The 16,228-nt window shown below is 32.1% G+C and carries 9 protein-coding genes; 8 read left to right on the top strand and 1 reads right to left on the bottom strand.

Features of this window, described 5'->3' with window-relative positions; genetic code table 11:
• Positions 1 to 85 precede the first annotated feature (85 nt).
• Positions 86 to 2,449 carry a hypothetical protein gene (locus Z053_RS0126150; RefSeq protein ID WP_025667913.1) on the top strand — a complete coding sequence of 788 codons (2,364 nt, stop codon included), beginning with the start codon at positions 86 to 88 and terminating at the stop codon, positions 2,447 to 2,449.
• Between the two features lie 86 nt (positions 2,450 to 2,535).
• On the opposite strand, the gene Z053_RS0126145 is transcribed toward Z053_RS0126150, so the two are convergent.
• Positions 2,536 to 3,717: a Pycsar system effector family protein gene (locus Z053_RS0126145; protein WP_025667912.1), complete on the bottom strand. Its 1,182-nt coding sequence runs from the start codon at positions 3,715 to 3,717 to the stop codon at positions 2,536 to 2,538.
• 56 nt (positions 3,718 to 3,773) lie between these two features.
• Between Z053_RS0126145 and Z053_RS0126140 the strand changes: the two genes are divergently transcribed.
• The 7 genes from Z053_RS0126140 to Z053_RS0126110 all read left to right on the top strand — a co-directional run.
• Complete coding sequence (locus Z053_RS0126140; protein ID WP_025667911.1) at positions 3,774 to 7,478, top strand: metallophosphoesterase; 3,705 nt, start codon at positions 3,774 to 3,776, stop codon at positions 7,476 to 7,478.
• Between the two features lie 1,185 nt (positions 7,479 to 8,663).
• Entirely contained in the window at positions 8,664 to 11,300 is a 2,637-nt protein-coding gene (locus Z053_RS30555) for a S8 family serine peptidase (RefSeq protein ID WP_025667910.1), read from the top strand.
• A 625-nt stretch (positions 11,301 to 11,925) separates the two neighbouring features.
• Positions 11,926 to 12,123: a hypothetical protein gene (locus Z053_RS0126130; RefSeq protein ID WP_025667909.1), complete on the top strand. Its 198-nt coding sequence runs from the start codon at positions 11,926 to 11,928 to the stop codon at positions 12,121 to 12,123.
• 286 nt (positions 12,124 to 12,409) lie between these two features.
• Positions 12,410 to 13,255, top strand: a complete 846-nt coding sequence (locus tag Z053_RS30550; RefSeq protein ID WP_025667908.1) for a hypothetical protein — start codon at positions 12,410 to 12,412, stop codon at positions 13,253 to 13,255.
• 90 nt (positions 13,256 to 13,345) lie between these two features.
• Positions 13,346 to 14,434, top strand: coding sequence for a hypothetical protein (locus tag Z053_RS30545; RefSeq protein WP_152538401.1), 1,089 nt, complete (start codon positions 13,346 to 13,348; stop codon positions 14,432 to 14,434).
• A 21-nt stretch (positions 14,435 to 14,455) separates the two neighbouring features.
• Positions 14,456 to 15,364, top strand: a complete 909-nt coding sequence (locus Z053_RS30540; protein ID WP_025667906.1) for a tail fiber protein — start codon at positions 14,456 to 14,458, stop codon at positions 15,362 to 15,364.
• A 48-nt stretch (positions 15,365 to 15,412) separates the two neighbouring features.
• On the top strand, positions 15,413 to 16,228 hold an 816-nt coding region (locus Z053_RS0126110), incomplete at its 3' end, for a hypothetical protein (RefSeq protein ID WP_025667905.1).

Here is a 16,228-nt window from a genome sequence, read left to right as displayed (position 1 = left end):
CAGAATAATAATCTAATTAATTGTTAATATCTAGTGATACAATTTGGTTTGTATTATTTTTGTAAACGACCAGAAAAGAGCAGACATGAGGGGTTTAGAGCAAGATTTTCCATTAGACATATCGATTAGTTTTTCAAAGTTTTTTGAACATTACAGAGAATTGTTCAAAAATGGTAATGAACTTGTTAGGGACAGAGCTTCACGAGTTTTAGAAATTGCAAAAGAATACCCTGAATTGGAAGAAGGGATAAAGGAAGAAACGAGAATAAATGAATTGCTACCTCAGATTGATTTGATATTAGAAGATTCTTTTGCACAAATTCTACAGCAAAATGAAATAAAGATTGCTACAATACCTTTTCATAATACAGTATTAAAATCATCTCAACGTTATCAAAATATAATAGCCACTGCAGGTAAAGATTTTGAGCCTCAGATTAAAAATTTTGATCAGAATCATTATTACATCATGGGATGTAGTATGGTTTTGAGTATTTATTATGGATATAATATTGATTTTAGAAGGCCTTTCTTTTATGATATTCCTGATGCTATGGGGATAATGAGGCATTATAGAATCATGTATAACGGGGACTTTATAGATATTATAAAATCAGATAGAGCCAAAGATATTACAGATGAGGATGTAGCAGAATTACTAGATAATTTTGATAATGTAGATATCTGGAAAGAAAAATTTCCCCCGCATAGCTGGCTTTTTAAAGGCGTGGTTATTGCAAATATGTTTGATGTTACAACAGATGTTTCGTTGTCTGACTTTAAAACTAGCCTTATTAAATATGATAAAACACAAGGTGATTTTGTTGGTAGTTTTCAACAAATTTTTAGGGCAATATTTAATTTATATGAAATTAAAGTTGGGTTTTCTAGCTATAATCCAGAAGAAGAAGTATTAGAAAGAGTACCTTTTAAGGATATAGATAGTTACATTTTGTACGATAAATATTCTGATTGTTGTGAATCTGCTCTATGTGATGGAACATATCATTATCTTTTTGAAGAGTTTACATATTTTGCTATTTCTGATGTAAAAAAATATCAAAAGTTAGCTAAGGATCAGATCATGTATAAAAATCTGATAGCTCAAGGCATTAATAGTGCAATACTTGCTCCTATAAAAAGCGGCAATAAATTACTAGGTATTTTAGAAATCGTATCGCCTAATGTTCATGAATTGAATAGTATTAATGCTAATAAATTACAGGATGTTATGCCATATTTGGTAGATTCTGTTCTACGTTCTAAATCCAAAACAGAGAATGAGTTAGAGTTGATTATCCAGCAAGAATGTACTTCGATTCACCCTAGTGTACATTGGAAGTTTAAACAAGAAGCAAAACGATTTATGCGAGCGATGGTAGATGAGAATCCCGTATCCTTTAGAGAAGTCGTTTTTGATAATGTATATCCACTATATGGGCAAATTGATATAAAAGGCTCTTCCGAGGCCCGTAATCAAGCAATACAAAAAGACCTGGTATTACAACTTAAAGGAATTGCTAAAGTAATTAATAAAGTTATAGAATCTGATCCGATACCTATTTATGAGCAATTAAAATATAGAACAAATCGATATATCAATTCTATCACAGAACAATTACAAGTAGATAGTGAACAGAAAATTTTAAACTTTATTAAAAAAGAAATTACACCATTGTTTAAGCACCTTAAACAGAAAAGTGTTGAGCTAGATGAGCTTATTGGTCAATATGATGATATGTTGGATAAGGTTATAAAAACAGTATATAAACATCGTAAAGCATACGATGAGTCTGTTATGCTTATCAATAAAAAGATGGCATCTTTATTAGACCAAAAACAAGATGAAGCGCAAGGAATGTATCCGCATTATTTTGAACGTTTCAAATCTGACGGGGTAGAGCACAATATGTATATCGGAGAATCGATAACAAAACAAGACAGCTTTAATAAAGTGTATTTGTATAACCTAAGATTATGGCAGTTACAGATAATGTGCGAAATGGAAAATGCATATTATCAAATGAAAAAAGATTTACCTATAGCACTGGATGTAGCTTCTATGGTTTTGGTATTCAATTCTTCTTTATCGGTTAGGTTTAGAATGGATGAAAAAAGATTTGATGTTGATGGAACCTATAATGCAAGGTATGAAGTTGTAAAAAAACGTGTAGACAAATCTAAAATTAAAGGTACAGATCAACGAGTTACAGAAAAAGGTAAATTGGTGATTATCTATTCTCAACGCTCTGATGAAAGAGAATATATCAAATATCTTAATTTCCTGCAATCTAAGAATTACCTCGAAGAAGAAATTGAGATTGTAGAATTAGATAATCTTCAGGGAGTTACTGGGTTAAAAGCACTACGTGTTAATATTCTATATCATAAGAGTGAACAAGATAAAGAATACTATACATATGAAGATTTGATGAAAGAAATTAATTAAATCAGGAATTGTCATTCCTGATGATTATCTTTTTTATAGCATTAGCATATGTTATAAAAGTATAGTATACCATCTACCAAATTATCTTATTGTAGTGAGTTAAATGCAAAAATAAATGAAATAACAGAGGTTATAATCCCTATCATAAAAACGGTATATGTAACCCTTAAGATTTTGTATTTTTTATGCAAAACTTTACCTAAAAAGTAAAGGTCTTTTATCATCGTATCATAGATGTATTCTTTATCATTCATTAGATCTGTCATTGCTGATTTATATTCATCTAATGGCATTTTATGAAAATTTCCGAAAAATAATAAGTTAACTTTCTTCTCTTCTATTTCTTTACGAGTAAACTCCCCACTTGTTATATTAGGGCGTGTTGCCAATACAGATAATACTATAGAAGCGATACAAAATATGATAAATATCAAAGTTGGATATATCAGATATTGATTAGAAGGGTTATCTAGCTTAGGTATAAGATTTGATAATGCAAGAGATATAATAATAGCATTTACAGAAAGTAATATATTGGCTTTTGTATCAGCAATATCACTTAGTTTCATATGATTCCTTAAGGTAACTCTAAATAAAGTTTGTATTCCTTTTTCGGGGTTTTCTTCTCTCAGTAATTTTTTCAATTTTTCCTTTTCCCGTTTCTTTTCCTTTTTTAGTTTCGCTTGTTCTTCCAACATTTTGGTAAGATTTTCTTCTTTTTTTGGTTTCCAATGAGAGATAGCATACTCGGTATAGTACTGATGTTTGTTTTTAAATAGATCGATATTAGCCTTTAGCCAATCAGAAGGGGTTAAATCTTTAATGGCATTAAGTTTAAATTCACACCTTAACAGTTCGCTTGTTTCTCCATAATAGTCTTTTGCAAAATGAGAAGCATCGGCATCCCGTATAATTTCTTCCATAAGATTAGTAGGGACATGCTCCATTTTGGTCGCCATAATTTGTTCCGAAACTTGATTTATAACCTCTTGAGAAACATTTTGTTGACCTAAAAAATCTTTGGCTATCTCTACGCTATATTCTTCATGATTTTTAGAACTTTTAGAGTACCCGGTATCATGTAACAATGCGGTAAGCAATAAAACTTCTTTATCTTCATCAGATAAATTAGTATTATCAATAATTTCTTTTGTACTTTTAAATACTCTTTTGGTATGATCGTAATTATGGTAGATACAAGAATTAGGGAGCTCTTTTTCAAAAAGTTCCGAAACGAAATGATCTGTTTTTTCTAGTAGAGAAGACATACTTTTAATTTTTCGATAACCAAAATAATTAAAAAAAAGAGATTGTACTTCAAACAATGAATAAATATAATAAGATTCTAATTATTTGTGTTGCTTTTTTACTCAGTTCATGTGCAACATACGCTCCTCAATATAAAGTCGAAAATTTTACTCAAACATTACCCAATAGTGCTATAGAAAAGACATTTTATCTGGTGGGAGATGCTGGAAATGCCAAAATGAAAGAGAGTACAGAAGGACTTTCGATTCTTAAAAAAGTATTAGATACTGCAAAAACAAAAGACGATTATCTTATTTTTTTAGGAGATAATATTTATCAAAAAGGAATGCCCGAAAAAAAATCTCCGGAAAGAGCTTTGGGAGAACATAGAATAGATACACAAATTGAAGCAACTAAGGATTTTGATGGAGATGTTGTTTTTATTCCGGGAAATCATGATTGGTATGCTAATGGGGTAGAAGGTCTATATCGACAAGAGCGGTATGTGACCAAAAAAATGAATAATAAAAAAGCTTTTTTACCAACAAAAGGGTGTCCTATCGAAAGCGTAGAAATTAGCGATAAAGTACATTTGTTGATCTTGGATACGCAGTGGTATTTGGCTAATTGGGATAAGAATCCAACGATGAATGACAATTGTGAAATTAAAACTCGTGAAAAATTCTTTCTTGAGGTAGAGGGTGAATTAAAAAAACACAGTAAGAAAACTATCCTTGTTGCGATGCATCACCCCATGTTTACGAATGGTATACATGGAGGGAAATATAGCTTTGATAAACATATTTTTCCTTCAAAAAAGAAAATACCTCTTCCAATTTTGGGTTCATTAGCTGCTCAGATACGGTCTCAGGGAGGGATTTCTACACAGGATTTATCTAATGTTCATTATAATAAATTAATGAGAAGACTATCTACAATGACAAGGGATTTGGATAAGGTAGTTTTTGTTTCGGGGCATGAACACTCTTTGCAGTATATCGATAGTAATGGGTTAAAACAAATTGTATCGGGTTCTGGATCCAAAGTTTCATCGGTTTCTTTAGGGAAAGATGGATTGTTTGCATACCCGGGGCAGGGCTTTGCAATATTAGATGTATACAAAGATGGTTCTTCTAATGTTCGCTTTTTTGGAAATGATAACGGAAACCCAAAATTGGTATATCAAACTATAGTTCATCAAAAAGAAAAAGAATTTGATTTTAGCGGTGTTAAGAATTCTTTTGAACCAGAAGTTTCGGCTTCAATTTATACTAAAGATGAAGTAAAAAAATCAAAATTGTATCAATCGATGTGGGGTGATCACTATCGGTATGTATACGGAACCGATATAAAAGTTCCTGTGGCCACTCTAGATACCTTAATGGGAGGTTTTACTATTGATAGACAAGGAGGAGGACAGGTGACAAGATCGCTACGTCTTATCGATAAAGAAGGAAAACGCTATAGCCTTAGAGCAATGCGTAAAAGTGTTACGCAATTTTTACAGAAAGGAGTATTTAAATATACATATCTCGAAGATGGATTTGATGACACGTTTACAGAAGACCTCCTTTCTGATTTCTATACATCTAGCTATCCTTATGCGTTTTTGGCTGTTGGTACATTGGCTGATGCAATAAGAGTGTATCATGCAAATCCTAAGTTGTATTATATTCCAAAACATCCTGCATTGGGTAAATACAATGAAAGTTTTGGTGATGAAATATATTTTTTAGAAGAACGACCAGGGAAAGAGTATAAAGACGAGGTTACTTTTGGAAAACCTGATGATATCGAAAGTACAGATGATTTGTTAAGTAGACTAAGGAAAGACGAAAAATATCAAATGGACGAAGAACACTATATAAGAACCAGACTTTTTGATATGATCTTAGGAGATTGGGACCGCCATTCTGATCAATGGAGATGGGCTCGTTTTGATACTAAAAATGGTAAAGAGTACAGACCTATTCCAAGAGATAGAGATCAGGTGTTTTCTAATTATGATGGAATACTTATGGATGTCGTAAAATTTGTGGTTCCGTTAGTTCGTAAGTTTCAGGTATACGATGGAGAACTTAAAAAAGTGAGGTGGATTAACCAATCAGGGCTACCATTAGATAGAACATTAACACAGAACTCAGGAAAAGAAATCTGGATAGAACAAGCAAGATATATTAAAGAAAACCTTTCTGATACTGCTATTGAAAAAGCATTTACAAATCTTCCAAATAATCTTCAGGATGAGACAATAGAAAAAATAAAAAGAGATCTTAAACTCAGAAGAGATAATATTGAAGATATCGCTAATCGTTACTATACATATCTTTCAAAACATGTTATTATTACAGGAACAGATAAAGATGATCTTTTTGAAATACTTAGAGAAGAAGGAAAAACAACGATACAGATTTCGAGAATAAAAGGAGATAAAAAGCAAAAACCATATAGTAGTAGAAGTTTTACTGCTAAAGAAACTAAAGAAATTTGGATTTATGGGTTGGATGATGACGATCGATTTGTTGTAAAAGGAAAAGGAAGTAACCTGATAAAAATTCGAATTGTTGGGGGCCAGAATAATGACACTTATGCGATAGAGAATGGAAGAAAAATAAAAATCTATGACCATAAATCAAAACCTAATACTATAGAGAAAAAAGGTGGAGCAAAATTTATACTAAGTAATATCTATGACTATAATGTATATGATTACAATAAGTATGTAGGTAAAACGAATACGATAACGCCTTTTATTGGCTTTAATCCCGATGATGGACTTAACATTAATGTAACAGACGTATATACAATAAATGGATTTAAAAATAATCCATACCATAGTAAACATAGATTTAGGGCAGCATATTACTTTCAGACAGAAGGTTATGATTTGTCATACTCGGGAGAATTTGTAAATGCATTAGGAAACTGGAACTTCCTTATTGATGCAGTGTATACAAGTGAGAATTTTGCACAAAACTTTTTTGGCTTCGGAAACAATACTTTTAATCCGGATGACGAATTAGATTTGGATTTTAACAGAGTAAAGCTAGGAATTTGGTCATTTGGGTTAGGAGTTTCTAAAAGAGATCGTTATGGTAGTGAGTTTTCGGTTAAAGCAGCATTTGAAGGTATAGAGGTTCAAGATACTCAAGATCGATTTATTACGTCGGGCTTGGATTTTGTAACGGTAGACCCTGTTTTCTTCGAAAGAAAATATTTTACAAATCTAGAGATGATGTATAAATTCGAAAGCTATGATAATGATATTAACCCTACCAGAGGAATGTTGTTTAAATTACAAACTGGTGTAAGAACGAATGTAGAAGATACGAATAGAACATATGGATATATTTATCCAAGACTAGGTTTTTATAATTCGATAACTAGAGATCGCAGGTTAGTGCTTAAAACAGATGTAATTGCAGAAATCAATCTTGGTGATGGTTTTGAGTTTTACCAGGGTGCCAATCTGGGAGGTACAAAAGGGTTGAGAGGATATAGAGAAGAACGTTTTACTGGTGAAAGCGCACTAGCATTTAATGGAGATTTAAGATATAGTTTTAATAAATTTAAAACAGGTTTATTGCCGTTGCAATTAGGAGTCTTTGGTGGTTATGATATTGGTAGAGTGTGGTTAGATGGCGAAGATTCTGATCGATGGCATGATTCTGTAGGTGGAGGCATCTGGCTTAATGCTATGGATACTATTGGAGGGCAGTTAGGAGTATTTTCTAGTGATGATGGATTGCGATTTACATTTGGTTTTGGGATGAGCTTATAGAACTTTATAGTATTTAAAAAACTTCTTATACTTGAAATACCCTACTATAAAATAGTTTGTACACTCATCCTAATGAATATTAGTACAGGAAGGGACGCACTAATTAAAATACGTTTTTATTTATAAAATGCCAATGTAGACACAGAAACACAAACTCAAGATTCTAAACTTATGTTAAAAGATAAAAATCATTCTCGTGAAGTAAAAGTTACTGTAAATACTATTGCTTATTTCTATTTGTAAATGACTCCGATTACCTTCTCTATAAGGAGGTGAAAGTTCTCGTGAAGACAAATGAGGATCTACCACAAATAGCATTAGCATAAAAAGTGTTGAACAACGATTTTTTTGTTTCAATGTATAAATAAATGATCATAAACTTGAATATAATATCGATTTGTGAATTAGAATATTGTAAAAATAGTACTGATTTATTGCGAATAAGATTTGTTAACTTGTTAATTAAAAGTTAATTTAGTGTTAAATAGGGTTGAATTTGATTAAATCAGTATTGGTTTTTTCTTCTTAAATTTTCTCCAATTTCGACATTCTTCTTTTTAGTTTAACCCTTTGATTTCTAATAACGCAACAGTGTTGCGTTATTAGAAATCAAAGGTGATTTACCTGATTCAATAATGACAATAGAGTTATAACTATCTGTTTGTTACGTGTTTGCCGTATTTGTTTATTTGAATTAATCTCTACTTTTGAATAACAAATTTTAATAAGAGCTCAACATTTTAATTTAAACAAATAAGTTTAACACAAAAAATCAAACAATAATGAAAACTCAACTGAAAATTTTAAGCACACTAACAGTCTTTTCTCTCTTCTTTTATAGTTGTGAATAAGAAATGGATAAACACGATATCCATTTGGCTGAATAGAGTATAAAACTACTTTTGAAAATAGTGGAATTAACTTTATAGATAATTTAGATAAGCGTATCATTACGTTTAATTCTCGTCTACCAAAAAAATAAAACATATTTATTTAAAAATAGGCATCTATTTTTGAATGAAGTGATTTGACTTTTTTTAATTCGCTGTAAAAAATATCTTTTTTTACTTAACCCCTTTCTTTTTCTCACTTTATAGGAGTGCTATGAAGTGTCAAAAACACTGTTTTTTGTATAGAATTAAAAAAGTTTAAACTACTTCAATAATAATTTAACAAACAAACATCATGCAAAACATAATATATAAAATAGCACCATTGATGTTACTGTTTTTTACAGTAAGTGTCTTTGGACAAAAACAATCAGATAATTTCTATTACTACAAAGGAGAAAAATTCTTTTTAAATATAAATACTAGAACTATTTCTATTTCATTTGAGGGAGAAAATTCTATTAACTCTTTCAAATCTTTACGTAGTAATTCAATAAAAATAAAAGAAATAGTTGAAGATAATTCGAGAGCTACTGTAGTTTCATTAGATGCTAAAGCAATTTCTAAGAAAGCTGTAAAAAGCTATTATATGGAAGTGTCTACAAGCAAAAACATGACTATAGAAGATTATTATAAAGAGATCGAATCTTATAAGAAATTACCTAATACTTTAATGGCTTCTCCAACATATATAACAAAGAGTGGAGGAGAATTAGGGTTGTCAAATAATTTCTATGTAAAACTTAAAGATAAAAATGACATTGATATTCTCTATAAAAAAGCAAAAGAGATGAATCTAGAAGTATTAGGTCATGATAAGTACATGCCACTTTGGTTTACGCTTTCTGTAACATCCAAAAATAAATTAAATTCAATACAGCTTGCTAATATTTTTTATGAAACAGGTTGGTTTGAGAGTACAGAACCAGCTTTCATGTATCACAATATAGAAACTTCGAATGATACTTACTTCAATAACCAGTGGTCTTTAAATAATACAGGGCAGAATGGAGGAACGGTAGGAATTGATATCAATATGGAGGAAGCTTGGAGCATAACTACCGGAGATCCAAGTATCAAAACAGCTGTGTATGATCATGGGTTAGAAATGAATCATCCAGATTTACAAGCTAATGTTCACGGAACAGGGTTTGATGCAAATAACGGAACAACACCAGCCACAGTAAGAGGAAATCACGGAACTGCTTGTGCTGGTATTATAGGAGCGGTTAAAGATAATAATTTAGGGATTTCGGGTGTTGCTCCTACTTCAAAATTAATGTCGATCAGTATCAATCTTAGGACGTCAGATACTCCGTCTCAATTAGCAAGTGGTTTTAATTGGGCGTGGCAAAATGGAGCAGATGTGATTAGTAATTCTTGGGGAGGATATGCTCCTTCTAGTATTATAGACAATGCTATAACAAATACATTAACTAATGGTAGAGGAGGAAAAGGTTGTGTCATTGTTTTTGCTGCAGGTAATGAGAATAATACAAATATTCGATACCCAGGAAATAGTAATCCAGATTTATTAATAGTAGGAGCAATGAGCCCTTGCGCAGAGCGTAAAAACCCAAACTCCTGTGATGGAGAGAGTCAGTGGGGGAGTTGTTATGGTAGCCAATTAGATATTGTAGCTCCTGGAGTAAAAATGCCAACTACAGATAGACAGGGGGCAAATGGATATTCTACATCAGATTATACGCAAACTTTTAACGGAACTTCATCAGCATGTCCAGTAGTAGCTGGAGTAGCAGCACTAATATTAAGCGTTAATCCAAACTTAACATATAGTGAGGTAAATAATATTATCGAGCAATCCGCTCAGAAAGTAGGAACATATACATATGCTACTGCAGGAGGGCGTCCAAATGGAACTTGGAATAATCAAATGGGGTATGGTTTGGTTGATGCGCATCAAGCAGTCTTATTGGCTCAGAATGGTTCTGGTTCTGATTCTGAAGCTCCAACAGCACCATCCAATCTGGTCTCTACTGGAAAAACTAAAACTAGTGTAAGTTTAAGTTGGACAGCCTCAACAGACAATGTAGGTGTAACAGCGTATGATGTTTACAACGGGAGTAACCTTTCTACTACGGTAAATGGTACCACAGCAACAATATCAGGATTAACGCCAAATACAAGTTATGATTTTACCATCAAAGCTAAAGATGCAGCAGGTAATGTATCAGGAGCAAGTAATGTATTAACAGTTACAACAGATCCTAATAATGATGGAGGAACACCACCGACTTATTGTGCGGCAGAAGCTACAAATGGGCCTGAACATATTGCAAAGGTTAAATTTGGGACAATAGATAATAGTTCAGCCAGAGATTCTTATCATGATTATACAAATATATCTACAGATGTTGCTAAGAATAATAGTTATGCATTATCGGTAGTTATTGGTCAACCATATGGTAATGATAATGAAGTAACGGCATGGATTGATTGGAATATTGATGGTGATTTTGAGGATGCAGGTGAACAATATTTATTATCAAAAAGTAGCACCTCAGAAGCTTCGATTTCAATTCCAGTACCATCAGGTGCATCTATAGGAACTACAGGTATGCGTATTAGAGTTTCTTATAATAGTAGTAGTAGAACTCCTTGTGGGACAAGAAGTTATGGGGAGGTTGAGGATTATGCTGTGAATATCAAAGGATCAAAATCTGGATTAATCACTGAATCCATTGACGATATGCTTATTTATCCAAATCCAACTCCAGAACAATTTGTTATTTCATCTAAACTAATAGGGGCTCAAATAACTCTTATTAACTCCAATGGTGTAATAGTAAAAAAAGAAAAAATGACTTCAAGTAAAACAAAAGTTGATTTATCAGGGCTTCCTTCAGGGTTTTATCAAGTGCAGTTAATTTTGGGGTCAAAAAAATTATCAAAAACTGTTGTAATACAATAAGTTTTGATTGTAAGATCCTGTTTATCTGAGGGAATCTTATTTTAACTTCTGAAATACCAGAACATAATAAATTTAATAGAGGTCAGTATTTAAATACTGACCTCTATACGTTTTTCTTCCTCTGTAATATGTGAAGTTTAATTTTTTTTTTAATTCGCTATAAAAATGCCTTTTTTACTCAATTTTCATATCCTTCGCCAGAATCAAAAAGGGTTAAGCCCATCAATATGATGTATTAGGAATCTCAATCAATATTGGTGTAATAGTTAAGATTTAATTTGATATCTGCAATGGTTTTGCTAGGTTTATGTACGTTAGATTTATGATAAAACGACTATTATGCGCAAGCGATTTGAATTACCAGTGATCGGGGGCTTCGGATATCGGAAGTAGAAATTCCTACCAAAAACTGCGATGAACTTCCCCTTGTTTTACTGCCTTTACAAACCATTTATTATAATGCGGATTATCATAGGTGTATGTTCGAGATCATAGAATCAGTTGTTAGAAGAGGAAAAAGCCAAAAAGGCCGTGAAGGGATATCTTATCGAAGGTGCATTTTATTGAGTAAATTTAGGTTGGAAATGGTATAAGATATAGTTTTAATACATTTAAAACAGGTTTATTGCCATTGCAATTAGGAGTTTTTGGTGGTTATGATATTGGTAGAGTGTGGTTAGATGGCGAAGATTCTGATCGATGGCATGATTCTGTAGGTGGAGGCATCTGGCTTAATGCTATGGATACTATTGGAGGGCAGTTAGGAGTATTTTCTAGTGATGATGGATTGCGATTTACATTTGGTTTTGGGATGAGCTTATAGAACTTTATAGTATTTAAAAAACTTCTTATACTTGAAATACCCTACTATAAAATAGTACTACGACTATATGATATTCTATATTTGGTAGTATATTCTGGTAACCTAAATATAATCATAAAAATTTAACATAACAATAACCGTAAGCTATGGTTTTTTAGTCTTATTATATTCTATATTTATTAAAAATTACCTCATAATCAGGATTCGAAAGAATTCTGTTATGGGGTTTTTTTATGTCAAAATGTGACATCACAATAATCTTAAAACCAACTTAAAATTACACAAAATGAAAAAAACAATTTTATTAATTGGATTGATCATATTGAGTTTTAATTCGAAAGCTCAAAATGAAACAATTGAAGGTACATTAACAGTTAAAAGCGCTTCAGATGCGATAGCAACATTTCAAACTTTAGATGACAAATGGCTTTATACTCAGTGGAAAAATAAGACAGGAGTTCGTAAAGCATATATGGGGTTTGATCCAAGTCTTACTAATTTTATTTTAGGTCTTGAAAACGGGGCTAATAAATTTTCTGTTAATAATGGAAGTTTACATCTTAATGGAGGAGCATTCTATGTGAGTAGCACTTCAGATGCAATAGCAACATTTCAAACCTTAGATGACAAATGGCTTTATACGCAATGGAAAAATAAGGCAGGAGTTCGTAAGGCTTATATGGGGTTTAATCCTAACCTTACCAATTTCATTCTAGGGCTGGAAAATGGAGCGAATAAATTTTTAATACCGAATGGAAAAGTTGGTATCGGAACCAATAATACAGGAGCACATAAACTGGCAGTAGAAGGGTCTATAGGCGCACGCGAAATAATGGTAGAAGCAAATGGGTGGTCAGATTTCGTTTTTGAAACTAATTATAACCTTCCTACACTTATCGAAGTAGAAAACCACATCAAAGAAAAAGGACATTTAAAAGATATTCCAAGTGCTAAAGAAGTAGAAAAAAATGGGTTTTATCTAGGAGCAATGGATGCTAAATTACTACAAAAAATAGAGGAACTTACACTGTATACCATTCAACAGGAAAAAGAAATTAAAAAATTAAAGTCTCTAAATACAAAACTTCAAGAATTAAACCTTCGATTAGAAAAACTAGAATCTCAAAGGTAAAGACGTATAACAATTTAATATTAAATATGTACATCATCATACAAGAAGTACATAACTAATATAGTACATAACCAACTTAAATTACACAAAATGAAAAAAGCAGTTTTTATACTCATTCTAATGGGTATTAGTTCGGGAATTTATGCCCAACATAATTATGATAATCAAAATACTATTTATTCAAAATCCGGTAATGTAGGTATAAGTACAACAAACCCTATAGCAAAAATGCATATTACAGGAGGTTCAAATAATTGGAACGAATCTACTCCGGGAACTTCAGTAGGTTCTATCCATTTAGATCCCGAGAATTCGAGTAATCATTTTGGAAGTGCTATCACTTTTGGAGCATCAGACTCGTCTAATGGAGAAACTGCTCAGGCAGGTATCTATGTTCGAAGCGATGGTAGTTATGGGACAAAAATGTATTTTTCAACAACCAACGCATACGTTTCTGGTTCTAAAACGGCTATGACTATAGATCATGTAGGTAAAGTAGGTATAGGTACAAATGTTCCTAAATCCCAACTTCAGATCGCAGGGGGCTCAAAGAATTGGAGTGAATCAATTCCTGGGCTATCCGTTGGTTCTATTCATTTAGACCCTGAGAATTCGAGTAACCATTTTGGAAGTGCTATCACTTTTGGAGCATCAGACTCATCTAATGGAGAAACTGCTCAGGCAGGTATCTATGTAAGAAGTGATGGTAGTTATGGGACAAAAATGTATTTTTCAACAACCAACGCATACGTTTCTGGTTCTAAAACAGCTATGACTATAGATCATGTAGGTAAAGTAGGTATAGGGACAATAACAACAGGATCTCATAAGCTTGCAGTAGATGGCTCGATAGGAGCAAGAGAAATCAAAGTAGAAGCAACTAGCTGGTCAGATTTCGTTTTTGAAACCGATTATAACCTTCCTACGCTTAGTGAAGTAGAAAACCACATCAAAGAAAAAGGTCATTTAAAAGATATTCCAAATGCTAAAGATGTAGCAAAAAATGGGATTTATCTAGGAGCGATGGATGCTAAATTACTTCAAAAAATCGAAGAGCTAACACTGTATACGATACAACAGGAAAAAGAAATTAAACGGCAAGCTAGTGAAATTGAAGAATTGAAATCTTTGTCTAATAGATTATCAGAAATAGAAAAATTAATTGAAGCAAAAAAATAAACCAACTTAAAATTACACAAAATGAAAAAAGCAGTTTTTATACTTATTCTAATGGGTATTAGTTCGGGAATTTATGCCCAACATAATTATGATAATCAAAATACTATTTATTCAAATAGTGGAAATGTAGGGATTGGAACACAAACCCCTTCCAATGCACAAGGCTGGCATAGAGTATTAGATGTTGCAGGTTCACAACATTCCAAAATTTTAGCAACAAGTGTTAATACTGAATTTAGAACTGGTATGTATTCTCATAGTTCCTGGCATGGAGGAGGAGGTTTTGTTGGTACAGAAAGTAATCACAATCTACATTTTATAACAGGTTATGGACCAAAGATGAGCATTTTAACCAATGGAAATGTAGGGGTAGGAACACTAACTCCTTCAAATAGACAAGGTTGGGATAGAGTATTGGATGTTTCAGGTTCAAGACATTCAAAAATTTTATCAACAACAACTGATTCCAAACATAGAGTAGGTATGTATTCTCATAAGTCTTGGTATGGTGGAGGAGGTTTTGTTGGTACAGAAAGTAACCATAATTTACATCTTATTACAAATTATGCCTCAAAGATGACCATTTTAACAAATGGTAATGTCGGGATAGGAACACAGAATCCAGATTCTAAACTTACCGTAAAAGGAAATATTCACTCTCGAGAAATAAAAGTAACGGCTACAGCAGGAGGGGCTGATTTTGTATTTGCAAATGAGTATCAGTTGCCTTCTTTAGCAGAGGTAGAAGCTTTTGTAAAGAAAAACAAACATTTACCAGAAATAGCATCGGCTAAAGAGATGGAAAAGAATGGTATTCATTTAGCCGAAATGAATATAAAGCTACTTCAAAAGATAGAGGAATTGACTTTGTATGTAATTGAACAAAACAAACGTATTAGTTTGTTAGAATCTAAGTCTACCAAGAAATAAAATATACTCTAGTAATATACAACTGTTTTTAAATAACAAATAAACATCATGAGAAATATAATATATAAAATAACACCATTGATTTTGTTGTTTCTTACTGTTAGTGCCTTTGGGCAAAGACAATTAGATAATTTCTACTATTATAAAGGAGAAAAAGTGTTTTTAACCATAAATACTAAAACTATTTCTATCTCATTCGAGGGAGAGAATTCAATTAATTCTTTTAAATCTTTGAATAGTAATTTGATTAAAACAACAGAGATAATAGAAGATAATGCAAGAGCGACAGTAATTGCAATAGACGATAAGGCTACTAATAGGAAAGCTATAAAAAGCTATTATATGGAAATATCTATGACCAAAAACATGTCTATAATGGATTACTATAGAGAGATTGAGTCGTATAAAAGTACACCTAATATCTTAAAAGCTTCGCCGGCATATATTACTAAAAGTGGAGGAGAATTAGGGTTGTCAAATAATTTTTATGTAAAACTTAAAAATAAAGATGACGTTGATATTCTTTATAAAAAAGCAAAAGAAATGAATGTAGAGATCTTAGGTCATGATAAGTACATGCCACTTTGGTTTACGCTTTCTGTAACATCCAAAAATAAATTAAATTCAATACAACTTGCCAACATTTTTTATGAAACGGGATGGTTTGAAAGTACAGAGCCCGCTTTTATGTATCACAATATAGAAACTTCAAATGATACTTATTTCAATAACCAATGGTCTTTAAATAATACAGGACAGAATGGAGGGACAGCGGGAATTGATATCAATATGCAGCAGGCTTGGGGAATAACTACAGGAGATCCAAGTATTAAAACAGCTGTATATGATCATGGGTTAGAAATG

This window comes from Aquimarina megaterium XH134, from assembly GCF_000520975.1.
Classification (GTDB): domain Bacteria; phylum Bacteroidota; class Bacteroidia; order Flavobacteriales; family Flavobacteriaceae; genus Aquimarina; species Aquimarina megaterium.
Note: the sequence above shows the minus strand (reverse complement) of the source record. Positions and strands in the feature narration are given on the sequence as shown.